Below are 20,490 nucleotides of genomic sequence, written 5' to 3' on the forward strand. Positions count from 1 at the left end.
TCGAATTCAGTTCCGATTCCCTGTCGGGGTCACTACTTTAGCGGAATTCCTCGGCGACTCATAATCGAGTCCCGGTCCTAATTTCGGCATGCCGAAATTACTCCCGGTGAGGGGCCGTGCAGTAGTGGTGTGCCGCGATGCGGCGGGATGGCTGCCGCAGAACCGTTACGGCTGTGTGGCAACTCGGAGAACACTACGGATGGGGCAGGAGCGTGTCAACTTGAGCCGGTCGGGGGTCAGCCAAGGTCGTTGAGGCGGCCTTCGGCGTCCGGTTGGGCGTCCTCTACTCGGCGCAGCAAGCGGGTCAGCACCTCGCCCAGGTGGCGGCGGTCTTCGCTCGAGAGGTCCTGGAGGAGGTCCTCCTCGAAGACCGAGGAGAGGCGCATGGTCTCGAGCCACTTCTCGCGGCCCTCGCGGGTGAGTTCGACGATGACGCGTACGCGGTTGTTCTCGTCGCGCTCCCTGGTCACCAGACCTTCGCTCGCCATGCGGTCGATGCGGTGGGTCATGGCGGCCGGCGTGAGGCCGAGGCGTTTGGCGAGTTCGCCGGGGCCCAGCCGGTAGGGGGCTCCGGAGACCACGAGGGCCTTGAGGACCTCCCATTCGGCGTTGCTCAGGCCGAGGGTTGCGGTCTGGCGTCCGTAAGCGACGTTCATCCGCCGGTTGAGGCGCTGAAGTGCGGAGACGACCTGCTCGACCTGGGGGTCGAGGTCCTGGAACTCGCGCTGGTAGGCCGCGATCTGTTCCTCGAGGCTCGGCTCGTTCGCGTCGGGCGCCGCATCTGAGGGCTCAGGCATGCGGCGCAGTATGACACGAAAGTCATTGGCGTCGAAGTCCTTCGTTGTGTACTCTTTAGCTTCGAACTTTAGGGTTGAAGTCTTCAGGCCGTGACTGTCCGGTCCGGCTGGGGGCGCCTCAGCCCGGGGGTCGTCCTTCTTATTCGTCTTTTGACCTGACCTAGGTAGGTGAGTGTGACCACCGCGATGGGCGCCGCGCTGCGCCGGATCCAGCTGGGGAACGCGCTGAGTGCGTTCGGCAACGGCTTCACGGTTCCGTATCTGTATGTCTACGTGGCGAAGGTGCGGGACCTTGGACCCAGTACGGCCGGTGCGGTGCTGGCGATGCTGGCCGTGGCGGCGCTGGCCGTGCTGCCGTTGACCGGCCGGGTGATCGACCGGCGGGGTCCGCTGCCGGTGGCCATCGCGGGTACGGTCGCGGCGGCCGTCGGGGCGCTGGGCCTGGGGCTCTCCGCCACCGAGCCGCTGGTCATCGCGTCGGCCATCGCGCTGGGTGCGGGTATCGCGGTGATACAGCCGGCGCTCGCAACGATGATCGTGTGGTGCTCGACGACGGTGACGCGGTCGCGGGCGTTCGCCACGCAGTTCTTTCTGAACAACCTGGGGCTGGGTGTCGGCGGGCTGATCGGCGGCCTGTTGGTCGACGCCGCGCATCCGGCGAGTTTTGTGCGGCTGTTCGCCATCGAGGCCGTGATGTTCCTGGTGCTGGGTGCCGCGATCGCTTCCGTACGGCTGCCTCGGGTGCCGAAGGTCGAGGATGCGGTGCCGACCGAGGAGCGGCCCAAGGGGGCGTGGCGGGCGCTGTTCGCCGACCGGCGGATGGTGTGGCTGTGTGTGCTGGGCTTTGTGCTCTTCTTCGCCTGCTACGGGCAGTTCGAGTCGGGGCTGGCGGCGTACGCGACCGAGGTGACCCGGATCGCGCCGGCCACGCTCGGCATCGCGCTGGCGGCCAATACGGCGGCGATCGTGGCGGCGCAGTTCGTGGTGCTGCGGTTGGTCGAGCGGCGGCGGCGCAGCCGGGTGATGGCCGTGGTCGGCGGGATATGGACCGTGGCCTGGATGGCCGCCGGTGTGTCCGGGCTGGTGCATGGTGCGCAGGCCGTGGCGACGACGCTGCTGATCTCGACGTATGCGCTGTTCGGCATAGGTGAGTCGATGCTGTCGCCGACGGTGGCTCCGCTGGTGGCCGATCTGGCTCCGCCCTCGCTGATAGGTCAGTACAACTCGGCGTTCGCTCTGGTCAAGCAGCTGGCGTTGGCCGTTGGGCCGGCGGTGGGTGCCTTGATGGTGGGGCACGGGATGTCCGTGGTGTACATCGGGATGCTGGTGCTGTGTTCGGTGGGGATCAGCGTGCTGTCGTTGCGGCTGGGGCGGATGCTTCGGCCGGTGCAGGACAATCCGCACCGGCAGGTGGCGGCGGTTCCGGCGCCGCGGACGGAGTCGGTGGCCGCGGCGGCGTGAAACGGCGCAGGGGCCGGACGGGGAATGCGTACGTCCCCGTCCGGCCCCTGAGTCCTTTCTAGCCCCGCGGCAGCGCGAACTCGCACCACACCGCTTTGCCGCCGCCCGGGGTGCGGCGGGAGCCCCAGGACGAGGCGATGGTGGCGACGATGGAGATGCCGCGGCCGGCCTCGTCGGCGGGCTCGGCGCGGCGGCGGCGGGGCAGGTGGTCGTCGCCGTCGGTGACCTCGATGATCAGGCGGCGGTCCGTACGGCGCAGGCGGAGGCGCATGGGGGGTGTGCCGTGCTGGAGGGAGTTGGCGACCAGTTCGCTGGCGGCCAGGACGCCGAGGTCGTGGAGTTCGGGGGAGAAGCGCCAGGAGGCCAGGACGCCGGAGGCGAAGGCGCGGGCGCGGGGGGCCGCTTCGGTGCCGCCGTGGAGTTCCAGGGCGGCGTTGTGGAACAGCTCGGCGTCGTGACCGGTGCGTTCGGGGTGCTGGAGGACGAGGATGGCGACGTCATCGTCGTGGGTGGCGGTGATGCCGAGCGAGCGGAGCAGGCGGTCGCAGACGATGTCGGGGGAGCCGGTGGCGCCTGCGAAGGCGGCTTCCAGGGCGTCCACGCCGTCGTCGATGTCCTTGTCGCGGCGTTCGACGAGGCCGTCGGTGTAGAGGACGGCGCTGCAGCCGGGGCCCAGGGGGACGGAGCCGGAGGTGTGCAGCCAGCCTCCGGTGCCCAGCGGCGGTCCCGTGGGCTCGGCGGCGCGGCGGACCACGCCGTCGGCGTCGCGCACCAGGATGGGCAGATGGCCCGCCGAGGCGTAGACCAGGCGCCCTTCGTTGGGGTCGTGGACGGCATAGACGCAGGTCGCGATCTGACTGGCGTCGATCTCCGCTGCCAGGCCGTCCAGGAGCTGGAGCACCTCGTGCGGCGGGAGGTCGAGGCGCGCATAGGCGCGGACGGCGGTGCGCAGCTGGCCCATGACGGCCGCGGCGCGCACCCCACGCCCCATCACATCCGACCTGGTCGGTGACATCCGCGCCGAAGACCAGCACGCCCTTGTGCGGGGCGACGCAGGCGACCTCCGGGTCGGGCGCCGGGCCGCTGGCGGCGACCTCGATCGGGGTGCAGGTGAAGGTGTAGTAGCCGTCGCGGGTACGGTCCGGGCCGGCGCCGCCGGGGACCTTGCGGGATTTGACCGTACGGGGCTTGCCGCTGCGCAGCACCTGGTCCATGAGCGGCAGCAGGCCCAGTTCGGCGAGCTCGGGGAGGGCTTCGCGGGCGGTGTGGCCGGCGGGGCGGGGGCCGAAGACGCCGGCGTAGGCGCCATTGACGTAGGCGATGCGGTGCTCGGGGCCGTAGACGACCGCCACCAGGGCGGGGATGGTGCCGAGGATGTCGTGGACGGACAGCGCGTCGACGGTGGGCGGCGTGGCCATGGGGGCGGAGGGCTCGGCGGAGGCGGTCTCGGCGCGGGCGGCGGGGACGGATCCCGTACCGGAGGTGGTCGGTGCCTCGCCGGGCTCCGGGGTGGCGGACGACGGCGGCGCGGCAGGCCCGGCGGGCGGTGCGGCGCGGTCGGCTCGTGCGGCCGTGCGCCGCTGTGTGCCGGGGAGCTTGGCGCTCCAGCGCGTGAAGATCACGGAGGGGTACCTCTTACTTCGCGTCGTCGCGCGGGATCGGGCCGTCGGCATGGGGGAACTCCCCTCGGCTCCGCCCGGCCGGGGGCCGGTGGAGTGTCGGCTGGGGGCACCCTCGGCGCCCTCTCGCGGAATGCAGCAAACGTCCAGAATCCTCGTGATTGTCACTCTTTGCAGATACGAGCCCACCCATGGTCACACGTCCAGTGTGGCCGACCGGACTGACATCCGTCAGACGTCGGGGGCTCGGCGTGGAGTTCCGCACTCCGGTCCGTCCTTGCGCCCCGGGGCCGATGCAGCCTCAATTTCCCTGGTGGGGCGGGGCCGTCAGCTGGCTTCGTTGTGCCGGCCGGTGCCCGCCGCGAGTTCGAATTCGGCGCGCGGGTTCTCCAGCGAGCCGAGCGAGACGATCTCGCGTTTGAACAGACCCGCGAGGGTCCATTCGGCGAGCACCCGCGCCTTGCGGTTGAAGGTGGGGATCCGGCTGAGGTGGTAGGCGCGGTGCATGAACCACGCCGGGTAGCCCTTGAGCTTGCGCCCGTAGACATGGGCGACGCCTTTGTGCAGGCCGAGCGAGGCGACCGAGCCGGCGTAGGAGTGGGCGTAGTCCGCGATCTCGCCGCCGCGGAGGGTCGCCGCGACGTTCTCGGCGAGGACCTTGGCCTGCCGCAGGGCGTGCTGGGCGTTGGGCGCGCACGTCGCACGGGGCTCGTCGGGCCCGGCCGGCGGATCGGCCGTCAGATCGGGGACCGCGGCGGCGTCCCCGGCGGACCAGGCGTGCTCGACGCCGTCCACCTGGAGCGCGGCGGTGCACTTGAGGCGGCCGCGGCCGTTCAGCGGGAGTCCGGTAGCGGCCAGGATGGGGTGCGGTTTGACGCCGGCGGTCCACACCAGGGTCCGGGTCGGGAAGCGGGCACCGTCGCTGAGGACGGCGATGCGCTTCTCGCAGGAGTCCAGGCGGGTCTCCAGCCGTACGTCGATATTGCGGGCGCGCAGCTCACGTACGGCGTAACGGCCCATCTCCTCGCCGACCTCGGGCAGGATCCGGCCGGTCGCCTCCACCAGGATCCACTTCATGTCGCCGGGCTCGATGTTGTGGTAGTAGCGGACGGCGTAGCGGGCCATGTCCTCCAGTTCGGCCAGCGCCTCCACGCCGGCGTAGCCGCCGCCGACGAAGACGAAGGTCAGTGCGGCATCGCGGACTTCGGGGTCACGGGTGGAGGAGGCGATGTCGAGCTGTTCGAGGACGTGGTTGCGCAGGCCGATGGCCTCTTCGACGGTTTTGAAGCCGATGCCGACGTCGGCGAGGCCGGGTACCGGAAGGGTGCGGGAGACCGAGCCGGGCGCGAGGATCAGTTCGTCGTATGCCACCTGGATGGCGCCCTCGCCGGTTTCCTCGGCGGCGAGGGTGGTGATGACCGCCTTGCGTTCGGTGTGGTCGATGGCGGTGACCTCCCCGATGACGACCTGGCAGTGGGGCAGCACCCGGCGCAGCGGTACGACGACGTGGCGCGGGGAGATGGAGCCGGCCGCGGCTTCCGGCAGGAACGGCTGGTACGTCATATACGGCTCGGGGTCGACCACGATGATCTCGGCGGTGCCCTGCCGCAGTTCCTTCTTCAGCTTCCGCTGGAGGTGCAGGGCGGTGTACATCCCCACATAGCCACCACCGACCACGAGAATGCGCGCCATTTCGTTGGAAGACACTGCCGTCACAGAGGTTCTCCTCGCGAGGTCGACCCGGACACCACTGTGTCCATGACGCACCCCGGGAACGGCTTTGTCCACAGCCCCGACGAAATGCATGAGCGGGGGCGGTCGCCGGGGCGGACGGTCATCTTCCGCGGGTGCGGTGCAAGGTGCGCAGGTCAGGGCACAGGTGGCGGGACGGTGACGGGTGCGCAATCGGGGCGGATCCGGCCCGTTGGGCCGATCGGGGGGCGCACTGTGCGGAACACCCCCTTCATTCTTGACCCGGGCTCAACTATGTTCGTACCCCGTTGGGGTGCACCCGCTCGTCGGTACACCCCGGCAGTCAGGGCGGGGAGTCTCCGGGGGGAGACGTCATTACCGGGGGAATCACTATGCATATTCAGGGCTCTCAATGGCCGACAGCTGTTGCCACGGCGGACACCGCGGAGGCGTCCGACGGCGGCGGGACCAACGGTCACGGCAAGGCCAATGGCAAGCGTACGGGCGCCGGCGGCCGGAACACGCCGCTGCGGGTGGACGCACAGCGGAATCTCGAGCACGTCCTGCGGGCCGCGCGTGAGGTGTTCGGCGAGCTGGGGTACGGCGCGCCGATGGAGGACGTGGCGCGGCGGGCCCGGGTCGGCGTGGGCACCGTGTACCGCCGGTTCCCGAGCAAAGACGTACTGGTCAGGCGAATAGCCGAGGAGGAGACCGCGCGGCTGACGGACCAGGCGCGCACGGCGCTGGGCCAGGAGGACGACGCATGGTCGGCGCTCTCCCGCTTCCTGCGGACCTCGGTCGCCTCGGGTGCGGGACGGCTGCTGCCGCCGAGCATCCTGCGGGTGAGCGCGGACGCCGAGCGGCCGGCCGACGAGCCGGCCGGGGTGCGGGTGCCGCAGCAGCGGGCGGCGTCGGAGGCGGACGGCCCGGCCGACGGCCCCCGGGTGGCCGCCCAGCGCGGCGCGCCGGAGGACGAGCGCGGTGAGCCGGCACCGGCCGCCACGGGCGTCGCGGAGGGCGGGCCGGACGGTGCCGAGGAGACGGCGGGCGCACAGGCGCTGCTGGAGGTCGTCGGGCGGCTGGTGGAGCGGGCCAGGACGGCCGGTGAGCTGCGGGCCGATGTGACCGTCGCCGATGTGCTGCTGGTGATCGCCACGGGTGCGCCGTCGCTGCCCGATCCCGGTCAGCAGCAGGCCGCCTCCGCGCGGCTGCTGGAGATCCTGCTGGAGGGGCTGCGGTCGCGCCCCGCCGGGTGAGTTCCGGCGGCCGGACCCGTCCGGGCGGCCCCCTCATGCGGGGACGCCGGGCGGGCCCGGCCGCCGCTCCGGTGTCGTCCGTACGCTCCGGGGAAAGCACCCCGTACGGGTGAACGCCAGTGCGGTCGTACAAGAACGATCCTCGGATGAGTGGTTGCCCGCCGGGCCCGTGTAGCTACGGCGCCCGGTGTGGCACGCTTGCGCGGTGTTCCGGTGTGACGGCGTGTTCGGGGGCCTCGGCGATGGATGGTGACGGGCAGGACGAACGGCGCGGCGGTGAGGCACGGGGCGGGCCGGCCTCGTCGCAGGTTCCGGGGCAGACCGGGCCCTTGGGAGCCACTCCCCCGGCGGACCGTGGCGAGGACGCCGGGCGTGGGGTGCCGGCGCAGCGCGGACGCTCCGGTGGGCCGGGGCCGGCCGGCGGTCCCGTCAGCGGTCCGGGGACCGGCGAGGGGGCCGGCGAGGGGGCCGGGCTTCCGCCTTCCGACGAGCAGTTGATCGCCGCCATGCGGGCCGGTGACGACGCCGCGTACGAGGAGATGTACCGCAGGCATGCCGAGGCGGTGCGGCGCTATGCGCGCAGCTGCTGCCGGGACAGGCACACCGCGGAGGATCTGACCGGCGAGGTCTTCGCGCGCACGCTGCAGGCGGTGCGCGGCGGGGCGGGCCCCGATTCCGCGGTGCGCGCCTATCTGCTGACGACCGTCCGGCGCGTCGCGGCCGCCTGGGCGAAGACCCAGAGACGGGAGCAGCTGGTCGAGGACTTCGCGGTGTTCGCGGTGTCCGCTGCCGGGTCGTCGATGGATGACGACACCCAGGACCTGGGCGCGGAGGTGCGCGCCATGCACGTGGCCGAGCAGACGATGGCGGTGCAGGCGTTCCGGAGCCTGCCGGAGCGCTATCAGACGGTGCTGTGGCACACCGCGATCGAGGACGAGTCGCCGAGCAAGGTCGCCCCGCTGCTCGGGCTGACCGCGAACGCCACCGCCGTCCTGGCGCACCGCGCCCGTGAGGGCCTCCGCCAGGCGTATCTGCAGGCGCACGTCAGCCGGGCGCTGACCGCCGGCGGCGACTGCGCCCGGTACGCCGACCGGCTCGGCGCCTTTGCCCGGGGCGGGCTGCGGATGCGGGCCGAGCGGGGGCTGCGCAAGCATCTGGACGAATGCGCCCGGTGCCGTACGGCGGCGCTGGAGGTCGCGGACGTCAACGAGCGGATCGGGGCGCTGCTGCCGGTCGCGGTCATCGGGTGGTTCGCCGCGGGGTACGCCGTCAAGGCCGCGGCCGCCGTGGTGGGCGCCGCGGGTGCGGGTGCCGCGGCGGGGGCCGGTGCGGCCGCGGCCGCCGGCGGGGCCGGTTCCGGTACGGCTTCCGGGGCGGCGGGTGGCGCCGCGGCGAGCGAGGCGATGGGGGCTCCGCTCAAGGTCGGGATAGGGGTCGCGATGGTGGCGGCGGCGGGTGCGGCACTCGCGCTGGCGCTCACCGGTTCCCCGAAGCCGGCGCCGGCCCCTCAGGCCGAACCGCAACCGCCGGCGCCCTCCGCGCCGCGGACGCCCTCGCCCACACCGCCCGAGCCGCCCGGGCACACCCCCGAGCCGGCACCGCCGGCCGCCGGGCACTCACCGGCCCCGAAGCCCACCCCGACCCCTGCCGCCGTTCCTGCGCCGACGCGGACGGCGAAGCCGCCGGAGCCGGCACCCACGCCGACCCCGACCACGAAGCCCACGCCCACCCCGACGCCGCCTCCTCCGAAGCCGCCGAAGCCCGCCCCGACCACCGCGTACCGCCTCAACTCGCTGTCGTACGACGTCACCGGCGACGGCACCGCGCCGGAGGTGCGGGCGTTCGAGAGCGGCCTGGTGTGGCATCGGCAGCGACCGCAGGTCGACGGCACGGCGTACGCGCACGGGGTGAGCGTGCACGGGCCGTCCTCGGTGCTGATCGACCTCAACCGGCAGTGCACCGCGTACGACGCGGTCGCGGGGGTCGACGATCTGAGCCTGGGACTGGGTGCGGTGCGGTTCTCGGTGTACGCGGACGGGGTGCGGCTGTGGGGGTCCGGCGTGGTGCGTGCCGGGGAGCCGGGGGTGCCGGTGCATGTCCCGCTGACGGGCCGTAGAACGCTGCGGCTGGTGGTCGAGCCGGTGTCGGCCGTGGATGCGGTGGCGGTGGCGGACTGGGCGCGGTCCCAGATCAGTTGCCGTTGAGGTCCGCGCAGGGACGCTTCCCCGGCGGGGCGCGGCGGGCGCCGGGGATGTTTCACGTGGAACCACGGACCGCGGCATGACCAGGGCGTTGTTTCACGTGAAACCGCGGTTGCCCGGGCCTACTTGTGGCTCGTACGCGACTGCCCGGTCACAGGCGTGCGCGCGGCACCACACCACCCGCCAGCGCCCGCTGACGCGCCGCCGCGCCCGTCCAGCACGTACCCCGCCGCGCCAGCAGCCGCCGCAGCCACAGTTCCGTGGAGACCAGGTCGGCGAGGCCGTCCAGCGGCAGCGGCTCGCCCTCGGCCGCCGCGCGCAGGGCCTTGCGTACCACCCTCGCCTCCACCAGCCCGGCGTCGGCGAGCAGCGGCGCATCGAAGAGTCCGACCAGTTCGCCGACGGCGCTGCGCAGGCCGGCCCGTACCTCGGCCGCGTGGGTCGGGTGCGAGGTGGCGCCCCAGCCGGGCGGCAGGTCCCGTACGCCCGCGCCGGAGAGCACCGAGCGGAGCACCGCCGCCCGCGCGCCCGGCTGCACCCGCAAGGTGTCCGGCAGGGCGCGGCAGGCGAGCACGACCTGGTTGTCGAGAAAGGGGGCGTGCAGCCGCTGGTTGCGGACCTCAGCGGCCTGCTCGAAGACGCGGTGGTCGGCGGCCTGGCGGGCCAGTGACGCGCGGGCTCGGAGTTCGCCGGGGCGTACCACGGTGGGGAAGCGGGTTGCCGCCTCTGCGAGCCGCGCGGATACCTGGGCGAGGGCCTCGCCGGTGAGCCAGCGCGCGGCGGGCCCCGGGCGGCACCAGGCGAGGGCGGCCAGCGAGGCGTCGACCGCGCCGCCGGCCGCCGGCTCGTCGGCGAACTCCCGCTCCAGCAGGCGCCGTGCCGTATCGGCGATGCCCTCCCCGTAGGGCGTACGGGCGAGCTTGCGGGCCGCGCGGTAGACGGTGAAGGGGACGAGAACGGACTGCGCGGAGGGGCCGTCGGCCTTGGCGAGCGCGGTGACCGGGCGCAGCAGATGGCGCCGCCGGCGGTCCATGAGGAGGTCGGCGAGCCGGGCCGGATGGGCGTCGAGGACCTGGCGGGCGCCGTGTCCGACGAAGTGGTCGGCGCTGCCCGCGAGCAGCCGTCGGCGGTGGCGGGCGGCGGCGGTGAGGGAGGGGCCGGGCTCGTCGGTGAGCGGATTGGATGCGAGGTCGGCGTACGGGAGGGCCTCCTCGCCCGCCGCAACGACGACATGGCGCAGTCGGGGGTCGTCGGCGATGCTGCGGGCGCGTTCGAGTTCGGCTTCGCGGTGGTCACGGCCGCCGTTGGTGGCCCGGTCGTTGAAGGTGACCGCGAGCAGCCGCGCGCCGTGACCGTTGAGGGTGCCGGGCTGCCCGGGGAGGCCGGCGGCGAGCAGGGCGAGGGTGCCGGAGGCACTGCCGCCGGAGAGGTCGGCGCCGATGCCGGGGGCCGGTGCGCCGCGTGCGGCCCGTCGTTCGGCCGGTCCCATGCCGGGCACCGGCCCGGGGTCGAGACCGTCCGGGCCCTCCGGGGCGGGGGCGTGCCGGGGACTCGCCAGACGGGCCCGTACGGCCTCGACCAGCGCCTCGCGGACCCCGTCCACGGCCTGTTCCGGGGCGGTCTGGGGCGCGGCGACGGCGAGCGAGGCCGTCGGCTCGTAGGAGGTGATGTCGCGGGCGCCGCCGCGCAGCACCAGGGCATGGCCGGGCGGGATGCGGCGGACGCCTTCGTACGGTGTGCCGGTGCCGAGCGCCTCGGGGGCGTCCGGACAGGCCAGCAGTGCGGCGAGGTGGCCGACGTCGAGGCTGGCTTCTATGAGGTCGGCGAGCGGGAGGGCGGCGGTGGCGTAGGCGGTGCCGCCGGCCCAGGCGGTGTGGAAGACGGGACGGGCGCCGGCCAGGTCGCCGGTGACGGTGATCCGGCGCCCCACCTGGACGACGGCGGTGTAGCTCCCGGGCCATGCGGTCAGATGCCGCAGTGCGCCCCCGCGCGCCGCGAACAGCCCGACCCGCAGCTGGTCGTCGGTGGCACCGCAGACGCCGAAGACGGCGAGCCGGGTCTCGGGGTCGGCCTGGACGATGCGTACCTCGTCGGGGCGCCAGTCGCCGACCGCCCACAGCGGATCCGGGTCGCCCCACAGGAGTTGGGCGCCTACGGGCAGGACGGTCGGCCCCTCCCGCCCGGCGGCCGGCCCCGTGGCGGCACTGCTCCACCCCACCAACCAGCGCATCGCCGCCTCCACCCGATTCCCCGCCCGCCGAGGGGCCGACAGCCGCCCCGTACAACGGCCGTCCCGTACGGCGGATCGCCAAGCTGTCGCCATGGTGTTGCGCGGACCATGCTGCCATGACGGGGCGTGCGGGAGGGGTGGAGCGGGGCCCGTGTGCGGGCGCCGCAGGCCGCGGGCGGGTGGCGCGTCTGCCCCGGGTGGCCCCCCGTGTGGCCCCCGGGGCGGCTCCTGGTGAGCCGCGGCGCGAAATCATCACCCATCGATTTTCGGCCAATGTGCGTGCGGTACCGCCGAGTTGACGCATTCGGGCGTCATGTCGAGCGGTGCCATGACCGACCGGCGGCCGGTCTGCGCGACGGTCCGGGAAGCGGGCTTCGCCTCCCGGACCGGACCGTCACCCGCGGGGAATGAGGTGACGGTATCCCCCAGCCCACTGGATCCAGTGCAGCGGGCCAACCCACGCAGCACCCATGGAAGCGCTCCCGTCACAGTGCGGCCAGCGCGCACGGACGGGCGCACGGGCACACGTACCCGGAGCACATGCCAATTCCCGCACCCCTGTTTGAACACGAATCTCGCCATCCGGGACACCGGCCCTTAACGGTCGGGATCCGGCGAACTACTCTGGGTGGACGCATGCCCCGGGGTACCGGGGAGGCTGTCGCTGTGTCGAGGGGTGCGCATGTCCAGGGATATACGCGGGCCGAACGAAAAGCTCGGCACCGTACTCGCCCTCGCGGGTATCAGCAATGCCGGACTGGCGCGCCGGGTCAACGACCTCGGTGCGCAGCGTGGACTGACGCTTCGTTACGACAAGACGTCGGTGGCCCGGTGGGTGTCCAAGGGCATGGTGCCGCAGGGCGCCGCGCCCCATCTGATCGCGTCCGCGATCGGCAGCAAGCTCGGCCGGCCGGTGCCGCTGCACGAGATCGGGCTGGCCGACGCGGACCCGGCGCCCGAGGTCGGCCTGGCATTCCCCCGCGATGTGGGCGCGGCGGTGCGGTCCGCGACCGAGCTCTACCGACTTGATCTGGCCGGACGGCGGGCGGGCGGCGGCGGCATCTGGCAGAGCCTGGCCGGATCGTTCGCCGTCAGCGCGTACGCCACGCCCGCCTCACGCTGGCTGATATCCCCGGCCGACAGTTCGGTGGCGCGGGAGGCGGCGGAGGCGCGCGACAAGGATGCCGCGGCGGCCGGGGACGCCGGGATCCCGCAGCATGTGGGCCACAGCGACGTCAGCAAGCTGCGCGAGGCGGCGGAGGACGCGCGCCGCTGGGACTCCAAGTACGGCGGCGGGGACTGGCGTTCGTCGATGGTGCCGGAGTGCCTCCGGGTGGACGCGGCACCGCTGCTGCTCGCCTCGTACAGCGACGAGGTCGGCCGCGCGCTCTTCGGTGCGACCTCCGAACTCACCCGGCTCGCAGGGTGGATGGCCTTCGACACCGGCCAGCAGGAGGCCGCGCAGCGCTACTACATCCAGGCGCTGCGGCTCGCCCGCGCCGCCGCCGACGTCCCCCTGGGCGGCTATGTCCTGGCCTCGATGTCCCTCCAGGCGACCTACCGCGGCTTCGCCGACGAGGGCGTCGACCTCGCCCAGGCGGCCCTGGAGCGCAACCGCGGTCTGGCCACCGCGCGCACCATGAGCTTCTTCCGCCTGGTGGAAGCGCGGGCGCAGGCCAAGGCCGGCGAGGCGCGCGCCTGTGAGGTGGCGCTGAAGGCCTCCGAGGGCTGGCTGGAGCGCTCCCGCAGCGGCGATCCGGACCCCTCCTGGCTGGACTTCTACTCCTACGAGCGGTTCGCCGCCGACGCCGCCGAGTGCTACCGCGATCTGCGGCTGCCGCGCCAGGTCCGCCGCTTCACGGAGCAGGCGCTCTCGCGCCCCACGGAGGAGTTCGTCCGCTCCCACGGGCTGCGGCTTGTGGTGTCCGCGGTTGCCGAACTGGAGTCGGGCAATCTGGACGCGGCCTGCGCGGCGGGCACCCGGGCCGTCGAGGTGGCCGGAAGGATCTCCTCGGCCCGTACGACGGAGTACGTCCGCGATCTGCTGCACCGCCTGGAGCCGTACGGCGACGAGCCGCGGGTGGTGGAGCTGCGCGAGCGGGCGCGGCCGCTGCTGGCGGCGCCGGCCTGAGGGAGCCGGGGGCCGGGCGGGGCGCGGGGCCCGGCGAGCGGCCTGCCACGGCTCGTACCTGCCGCATTGTCAGTGGTGGGCGTCATGATGGAGTACGTCGTCAGCGATGACGCGCGGGTCCCCGGCCAGGGGCGGATCCGCGGTTGTCCGGTTGGGGAGGTGCAGTGGCGGCGTACGACTGCGATGTGCTGGTGATCGGTGCCGGCATCGTCGGGCTCTCCACGGCGTATGCGATCACGCGCGCCGCGCCGGGCACGCGCGTCGTGGTGCTGGAGAAGGAGCCGGGGCCCGCCCGCCATCAGACCGGCCGCAACAGCGGTGTGATCCACAGCGGCATCTACTACCCGCCCGGCTCCCTCAAGGCCCGCTTCGCGCTCCAGGGCTCGGCCGAGATGGTCAAGTTCTGCGCCGAGTACGACATCCCGCACGAGGTCACCGGCAAGCTGATCGTCGCCACGGACCGCAGCGAGCTGCCGCGGCTGCACGGCCTGATCCAGCGCGGCCGGGAGCACGGCCTGCCGGTGCGCGAGCTGGGGCCCGCCCAGATAGCGGAGTACGAACCCGAGGTGCGCGGCCTGGCCGCCATCCATGTCGGGACGACCGGCATCTGCGACTTCGGCGCGGTCGCCCGCCAGTACGCCCGGCTGGCACAGGACGCCGGCGCCCGCATCGTCTACGGCGCCGAGGTGACGACGATCGGCCGCCGCCCCGGCCGGGTGGCGGTCCGTACCGCCTCCGGCACGGTCCACCGCGCCCGCGCCCTGGTCAACTGCGCCGGTCTGCACTGCGACCGCATCGCCCGGCTGGCCGGCGACGCCCCCGGCATGCGGATCGTCCCGTTCCGCGGCGAGTACTTCACCCTCGCCCCCGACCGCGCCTCCCTGGTCCGCGGCCTGGTGTACCCCGTCCCCGACCCCGCCTTCCCCTTCCTCGGTGTCCATCTCACCCGCGGCATCGACGGCGCCGTCCACATCGGCCCGAACGCCGTCCCCGCCCTGGCCCGCGAGGGCTACACCTGGAGCACGCTGAGCCCCGCCGACCTGGCCGGCACCCTGGGCTACCCCGGTTCCTGGCGCATAGCCCGCCGCCACTGGCGCTACGGCGCCGGCGAACTCCACCGCTCCCTCTCCCGCCGCGCCTTCACCGAAGCGGTCCGCCGCCTCCTCCCGGCCGCCCGCGAGGAGGACCTCGTCCCCTCCCCCGCAGGCGTCCGCGCCCAGGCCGTCCTCCCCGACGGCACCCTCGTCGACGACTTCCTCTTCGCGGAGTCGCCGGGGATGGTCCATGTGCTGAACGCCCCCTCGCCGGCGGCCACGGCATCGCTGCCCATCGGGCGGGAGGTGGCGCGGAGAGTTCTGGGGCTGGTGGGGCGGTGAGGCGGGAGTGGCCGTGCGTGCGCCCGGGAGCACGGGGAGCCCGAAAGCACGGGGGTGCAGCCGTACGCCCGGGGGCACGAGCCCTACGCCCGTGAGCGCGGCGGAACCGGACAGTCACCGTCGCCGTCGCCGTCGCCGTAAGGCAGGTCCGCGGGCCGGCCGCCGTCACGCAGGGCCGTAGCCTGCGCTGCTCCCGGGCTCTCCCGCACCATCCGTAGAATCAACACACTGTGTCCGAGAATCCCGCCACCCCCGAAACCCACGTCGCCCAGCCCGAAGCCCCCGAGGCCGACGGCATGGAAGCCGGCGCGCAGGCCCCTGCCGCCACGGCGACCGGCCCGCAGCCCCCGACCGCCCAGGAGGCCGCCCGCCTCGGCGCCACCGCCGCATCGGCGGCCGTGCCACGCCGCGGCGAGCCGATGTTCCCCGACGGGACCGGCCCCGCAGCCGACCCCGCGGGCTCGCATCACGAGCGGCGGATCCGCTCCTTCCAGCCCCGCCGCAGCCGCGTCTCGCCCTCGCAGGCCGATGCGCTGCGCCGCCTGTGGCCGAAGTGGGGCCGGGACATCGACGGGCTCTCCCGTATCGATCTGGACGCATTCTTCGAGGGCCGGCCGGTGGTCCTGGAGATCGGCTTCGGCATGGGCGAGGCCACGGCGCAGATGGCCGCCGCCGATCCGGACACCGGCATCCTCGGCTGTGACGTGCACACTCCCGGCCAGGGCAATCTGCTCGGTCTCGCGGAGCGGAACGGCCTGTCCAACATCCGGGTCGCCAACGGCGACGCGATCATCCTCCTCCGCGAGATGCTCGCCCCCGCCTCCCTCGCCGGCCTGCGCGTTTTCTTCCCCGACCCCTGGCCGAAAAAGCGCCACCACAAGCGCCGCCTGATCCAGCCGGAATTCGTCGCGCTGGCCTCCACCCGGCTCGCCCCGGGCGCCCTGGTGCACTGCGCCACCGACTGGGAGCCGTACGCCGAGCAGATGCTGGAGGTCCTCTCCGCCGAGCCGACGCTGGAGAACCTCCACCCCTCGTACGCGCCCCGGCCGGACTTCCGCCCGCTCACCAAGTTCGAGGGGCAGGGCCTGGACAAGGGCCATGTCGTGCACGACCTGATCTTCCGGCGACGGGGGTAGCGAGGGAACGGCCGCCCGGAGCAACGGGGGCGGCCCCATCCCCCACGCCCCGGGCCCTCGTTAGGGTCGACAGGTGTCCCCGTCCTGGTCCCCGTCCTCGTCCCCGTATGCGTCCATGGACCCGTCCCAGCAGCCCCCGCAGCCGCCCCTCCCGGCGTACGCGCCCCACCGGCACCCGTACACCCACCCTCCGCGCCCGTACACGCACGCAACGCACGCGGACACCCACGCCTCTCCGCTCCACCCGCGTCCGCGCCGCCCCGCGCCGTGGCGCAGCAGGACCGTTCGCGCCCTCACCCTGGTCTCACTGCTGGCGCTCTCCGGGGTGGCCATCCTCGCGATCGTCCGCCGCCAGACCGGCAGCGAGGGTTTTCTGGTCGGCCTGGGGCTCGCCGTCTTCCCCGTACCGCCCCTCATCGCGGCGTTCTGCTGGCTGGACCGCATAGAGCCCGAGCCGTGGCGCAATCTCGCGTTCGCCTTCGCCTGGGGGGCGTGCGCGGCCACCCTGGTCGCGATCCTCGCCAACGGCTTCGCCACCGACTGGCTCGTCGGCAATATCGTCGGCGCGTCCCCGGTCGACGCCGAGGCCTGGGGTGCGACGGTCATCGCCCCGGTCGTGGAGGAATCGGTCAAGGCCGCCGCCGTACTGCTCCTCTACCGCTTCCGGCGGCACGACTTCGACGGCATCACGGACGGCCTGGCCATCGCCGGTCTCAGCGCCACCGGCTTCGCCTTCACCGAGAACATCCTCTATCTGGGCAGCGCCTTCGGCGAGGACCGGTCCATGGGCCACTCCGGCCTGCACTCCCTCACCGCCGGCACCTTCTTCATCCGCATCATCGTCTCCCCCTTCGCCCACCCCCTCTTCACCATGCTCACCGGCCTCGCGTTCGGCATAGCCGCCACCCGCTACCCCCGCCGCCGCACCACCCGCGCCACGCTCACCCTCCTCGGCCTCCTCACCGCCGTCCTCCTCCATGCCATCTGGAACCGCGCAACCTCCCTCGGCGACCTCGGCTTCCTCACCGTCTACGGCCTCTTCATGGTCCCCGTCTTCCTCACCCTCACCTGGCTGGCGATCTGGTCCCGCCACCAGGAACTCCTCTCCCTCCGCCACTACCTCGCCCCCTACACCGCCACCGGCTGGCTCGCCCCCGCCGAACCCACCGCCCTCTCCTCCCTCAAAACCCGCACCCTGGCCCGCTCCATAGCCCGCCGCACCCAGGGCCCCACCGCCGCCCGAGCCGTCACCGAATACACCGCCTTGGCCACCACCCTCTCCTTCCACCGGCGGAGGGCACACCTGACGGGACCGACGGCGGACTTCAGCAGCCGGGAGCAGGGGTTGTTGCTACAGCTGTGGCAGTACCAGCCTTGGGCACAGGTGGCGTTGGCGGAGGCGTTGGTGCGGACGCATCGGGCGTACTTGCCGCACCAGCGCTGATACCGACCCGCGCCGCCACCTCCGGTGTGGGTACCCATGTGCCTGCCGATGCCCTCGTCCCCGGCATCTCCGCCCATACGAGCGTCCAGACCCGTCGGGACACCGGCCCTGAAACGGCGGTACGGCATCTCTTGTACGGCTTTGGTCGTCCTCCCAGGATGTAGGTCCCACATCGAAGGATCAGCCCCTCGTCTGCGCCATGTCCGCGAGCGGTGTAACTCGAGCCACTTGCCACGGCTCCTTTGAACCTGCGCAGTCCGCTACAGGGCCAGACGTAGAGTCGGCAGGGTTGCCTTTGATGTGGAGGTTTCTGCCATGAGTGGCGTACCGACAAGTGTGGTTGCGGCAAGTGGGCTCGTGGGCGGCTACGGCGTTGCCAGGTGGACGGGGAAGCGGCCCCTCGGGGGTGTGGCTCTTGCGGCGGCGGGGGCTGTGGCGGCCAAAGAGTGGCAGGAGCAGGCCGGGACGAGGACTGCTGTGGCATTGAGTGGTGCGTACGTGGCGGCTTTTGTGGGGTCGCACCTGTTGGCCAAGAAGGTCGGTGCCTGGCCCTCGGTGTTTGCGGTGGCCGGTGGGGTCGCCGTGGTGTCGTTCGTGGTGGCCGACCGGCGGAAGTGACCGCCGGGACGGGCCGGGCGGCGGTCGGCCGGCCCCTCCGTGCGGGGTCAGGCCGAAGCGTCGTTCAGGAGGCTCAGTTCGGCCTCGGTGAGGGTCAGTTCGGCGACCGCCAGGAGGGCCGGGAGCTGGGCCACGGTGCGGGCGCTGGCGATGGGGGCGGCGACGGTGGGCCGGGCGGCGAGCCAGGCGAGGGCTACGGTGGCGGGCTCGGCGCTGCGGGCGGTGGCGACGGTGGTGAGGGCCTCGAGGACGCGGCGGCCCCGGTCCGTGGACAGATAGGTGGCGGCCTTGGCGGAGCGGGCGCTCTCCACCGTCGCACCCGGGCGGTACTTGCCGGTCAGGAAGCCGGAGGCGAGGGCGTAGTAGGGAACCGCGGCCAGGCCGTGGCGGGCGGCGACGTCGGCGAGTTCACCCTCGTACGTGTCGCGGGAGACCAGGTTGTAGTGGGGCTGGAGGGCCACGTATCGGGCCAGGCCCTCGCGGGCGGAGAAGGCCAGGGATTCCTCCAGGCGCGCCGCCGAGATGTTGGAGGCCGCGATCTCGCGGACCTTGCCGGCCTTGACGAGGTCGTCGAGGGTGGTGAGGAACTCTCCGACCTCGACGGACTCGTCGTCGTAGTGGGTGTAGTAGAGGTCGATGTAGTCGGTGCGCAGGCGGGTGAGGGACTCGTCCACCGCGGACTTGATGGTGGCGGCGGACAGGCCCTTGAGGCGGGGGTGCGAGGGGGCGCCCACCTTGGTGGCGATGACGACGTCGGAGCGGTTGCGGCGGGACGCCAGCCAGTTGCCGATGACGGTTTCGGACTCGCCGCCCTGGTTGCCGGGGACCCAGGCGGAGTAGACGTCTGCGGTGTCGATGAAGTTGCCGCCGCCGGCCACGTATGCGTCGAGTACGGCGAAGGATTCGGCCTCGTCCGCCGTCCAGCCGAACACATTGCCCCCGAGGGAGAGGGCCGAGACGGAGAGCGAGCCGAGGGAGCGGGCGCAGGAGGAGGATGCAGGAGCAGCGGCGGCGGTGACGGTGGGGTTATGTGTAGACGTCATGTATATGTGCAGCATGGAGGGGCGGGGGGATATTCCCCCCGCCCCTCAGGCGCTTCAGGAGTTCCGAAGCCGCAGACGGCCCGGCAGCTGCAGACGTCCTGGCCGCCCCAGACGTCCCGGCGCATCAGACATCCAGGCCGTGCTCCCGCAGCCACGGCATCGGGTCGATCGGGTCGCCGGCCCCCGGGCGGACCTCCAGGTGGAGGTGGGGGCCCGTGACGTTGCCGGTGGCGCCGACGCGGCCTATGACCTCGCCGGTGTTCACCTTGCCGGAGGTCTTGACCATCGAGGAGAGGTGGCAGAACCAGAGTTCGGTGCCGTCGTCGAGGGTGAGGACGATGCGGTAGCCGTACGCGCCGGCCCAGCCCGCCTGGGTGATGGTGCCGGAGTGAACCGCCCTGACCGGCGTGCCCGTCGGGGCGGCGAAGTCCTGGCCGGTGTGGTCCGCGGCCCAGCGGTCGCCGGCCTGGCCGAAGCTGGCGGTGAGGGTGTACGAGGCGACCGGGGTGATGAAGCTCTTGGCGAGTTCGGCGAGGCGCTCGGCCTCCGCCTTCTTGCGGGCCGCCGCCTCCGCCTTGCGCTTGGCCTCCAGCTCCGCGGCCTTCTTGGCCGCCGCGGCCTTCTCGGCCGTCTGCTGCTGCGCGGCGGCGTCCTTCGCGGCCCGGGCGACGGCGGCCGCCTCCTCGGCGTCGCGCCGCTCCTGCTCGGCGGCGTCCTGCGCCGCGTCGGCCTGCTGCAGGATGCGGTTGCGCAGCGCCTCGCCGGCGTTGGCGCCCTGGGCGGCCTCGTACCGGGTGAGGCCCGCCTGGGAGAGGGGGCCGGAGGGCGCGGAGGAGGAGTCGGCGGCGTCCGGGCCGGAGTCGGATCCGTCGTCGGATATGAGGCCGCCTATGCCGGGGAGCGACTTGGCGTCCGGCAGCTTCTCGGCGACGTCGTCGGCCATGCTGCCGAGGTCGGGCACCGAGATCGGGACCGGCGGGCGGCCCTCGGCCGTGGCCATGCCCCCCGCGCCGACCGCCGCGATGACGCCGACGCCCAGGACCGTGCCGCTGCGCGCGAGACCGCCGCTGCGCTGCTTGGCCACCCGGTGCTTGCCGCGGACGGGGCGGACGGACTCCTCGGTGGGGTTCCATTCCTCCCACGGCCCCTCGCCGTCACCGCCTTCGTAGACAACTCCGGAACCGACGGAACCAGAACCGACGGAACCAGAACCAATGACACCGGGACCGTCGAAACGGGCGGTCCGGTCGTCGTAGGGACCCCAGTCATCGAGGTCGGCGGCGGACGGAGCCTGAGGGGCGGGCCTGTTGGACGCCACGGGGGCGCACTCCTTTCCTTCCTTCGCGCCTACCGGGTTAGCTGACGGGTTCGGAGCAGGAAGGTCTCCTACGGGCGCCTCTGGCGCGAGGCGTCCGATTCACCCCAAGGTGGTGGTTCCCCGGTTCCCCCGGCGCAGTTCATGTAGAACGTCGTGCACTCAGTGCGC

The 20,490-nt window shown here is 73.0% G+C and carries 13 protein-coding genes, 1 pseudogene and 1 riboswitch; of the genes and pseudogenes, 8 read left to right on the forward strand and 6 right to left on the reverse strand.

Features of this window, described 5'->3' with window-relative positions:
* Window positions 1–236 precede the first annotated feature (236 nt).
* Window positions 237–797 carry a MarR family winged helix-turn-helix transcriptional regulator gene (locus ADL29_RS16430; RefSeq protein ID WP_046927316.1) on the reverse strand — a complete coding sequence of 187 codons (561 nt, stop codon included), beginning with the start codon at window positions 795–797 and terminating at the stop codon, window positions 237–239.
* Between the two features lie 174 nt (window positions 798–971).
* On the opposite strand from ADL29_RS16430, the gene ADL29_RS16435 reads away from it, so the two are divergent.
* Window positions 972–2,258, forward strand: coding sequence for an MFS transporter (locus ADL29_RS16435; protein WP_053924398.1), 1,287 nt, complete (start codon window positions 972–974; stop codon window positions 2,256–2,258).
* A gap of 58 nt (window positions 2,259–2,316) precedes the next feature.
* Here the strand turns inward: ADL29_RS16435 and ADL29_RS16440 are convergent.
* Together ADL29_RS16440 and ADL29_RS16445 are read right to left on the reverse strand one after the other, a co-directional pair.
* Window positions 2,317–3,880, reverse strand: a pseudogene (locus tag ADL29_RS16440) (SpoIIE family protein phosphatase).
* Between the two features lie 324 nt (window positions 3,881–4,204).
* Window positions 4,205–5,569: an NAD(P)/FAD-dependent oxidoreductase gene (locus ADL29_RS16445; protein ID WP_053924399.1), complete on the reverse strand. Its 1,365-nt coding sequence runs from the start codon at window positions 5,567–5,569 to the stop codon at window positions 4,205–4,207.
* 392 nt (window positions 5,570–5,961) lie between these two features.
* Here ADL29_RS16445 and ADL29_RS16450 point away from each other — a divergent pair, with 392 nt between their 5' ends.
* Together ADL29_RS16450 and ADL29_RS16455 are read left to right on the forward strand one after the other, a co-directional pair.
* Entirely contained in the window at window positions 5,962–6,825 is an 864-nt protein-coding gene (locus ADL29_RS16450) for a TetR/AcrR family transcriptional regulator (RefSeq protein WP_053924400.1), read from the forward strand.
* Window positions 6,826–7,067: 242 nt separating this feature from the next.
* Complete coding sequence (locus tag ADL29_RS16455) at window positions 7,068–9,029, forward strand: sigma-70 family RNA polymerase sigma factor (RefSeq protein WP_053924401.1); 1,962 nt, start codon at window positions 7,068–7,070, stop codon at window positions 9,027–9,029.
* Window positions 9,030–9,177: 148 nt separating this feature from the next.
* On the opposite strand, the gene ADL29_RS16460 is transcribed toward ADL29_RS16455, so the two are convergent.
* On the reverse strand, window positions 9,178–11,256 hold the full coding sequence (locus tag ADL29_RS16460; RefSeq protein WP_053924491.1) for an asparagine synthase-related protein: 2,079 nt from the start codon (window positions 11,254–11,256) through the stop codon (window positions 9,178–9,180).
* Between the two features lie 682 nt (window positions 11,257–11,938).
* Between ADL29_RS16460 and ADL29_RS16465 the strand changes: the two genes are divergently transcribed.
* From ADL29_RS16465 to ADL29_RS16485, 5 genes are all read left to right on the forward strand, one after another.
* Window positions 11,939–13,387, forward strand: coding sequence for an NsdA family TPR-like regulatory protein (locus ADL29_RS16465; RefSeq protein WP_006604728.1), 1,449 nt, complete (start codon window positions 11,939–11,941; stop codon window positions 13,385–13,387).
* 164 nt (window positions 13,388–13,551) lie between these two features.
* Entirely contained in the window at window positions 13,552–14,763 is a 1,212-nt protein-coding gene (lhgO, locus tag ADL29_RS16470) for an L-2-hydroxyglutarate oxidase (RefSeq protein WP_053924402.1), read from the forward strand.
* Between the two features lie 230 nt (window positions 14,764–14,993).
* Window positions 14,994–15,899, forward strand: coding sequence for a tRNA (guanosine(46)-N7)-methyltransferase TrmB (gene trmB / locus ADL29_RS16475; protein ID WP_053924403.1), 906 nt, complete (start codon window positions 14,994–14,996; stop codon window positions 15,897–15,899).
* Between the two features lie 115 nt (window positions 15,900–16,014).
* The gene (locus tag ADL29_RS16480) at window positions 16,015–17,343 is read left to right on the forward strand and encodes a PrsW family intramembrane metalloprotease (protein WP_078971051.1); all 1,329 of its coding nucleotides are present in this window, start codon (window positions 16,015–16,017) and stop codon (window positions 17,341–17,343) included.
* Window positions 17,344–17,658: 315 nt separating this feature from the next.
* Window positions 17,659–17,961 carry a hypothetical protein gene (locus ADL29_RS16485; protein ID WP_053924404.1) on the forward strand — a complete coding sequence of 101 codons (303 nt, stop codon included), beginning with the start codon at window positions 17,659–17,661 and terminating at the stop codon, window positions 17,959–17,961.
* Window positions 17,962–18,008: 47 nt separating this feature from the next.
* On the opposite strand, the gene ADL29_RS16490 is transcribed toward ADL29_RS16485, so the two are convergent.
* Both ADL29_RS16490 and ADL29_RS16495 read right to left on the reverse strand, forming a co-directional pair.
* Complete coding sequence (locus ADL29_RS16490; RefSeq protein ID WP_078971061.1) at window positions 18,009–19,004, reverse strand: aldo/keto reductase; 996 nt, start codon at window positions 19,002–19,004, stop codon at window positions 18,009–18,011.
* 124 nt (window positions 19,005–19,128) lie between these two features.
* The gene (locus ADL29_RS16495; RefSeq protein ID WP_053924405.1) at window positions 19,129–20,322 is read right to left on the reverse strand and encodes a M23 family metallopeptidase; all 1,194 of its coding nucleotides are present in this window, start codon (window positions 20,320–20,322) and stop codon (window positions 19,129–19,131) included.
* Window positions 20,323–20,334: 12 nt separating this feature from the next.
* Window positions 20,335–20,467: riboswitch (cyclic di-AMP (ydaO/yuaA leader) on the reverse strand.
* Window positions 20,468–20,490 lie beyond the last annotated feature (23 nt).

Origin of the sequence: Streptomyces chattanoogensis (assembly GCF_001294335.1) — a bacterium.
GTDB lineage: Bacteria > Actinomycetota > Actinomycetes > Streptomycetales > Streptomycetaceae > Streptomyces > Streptomyces chattanoogensis.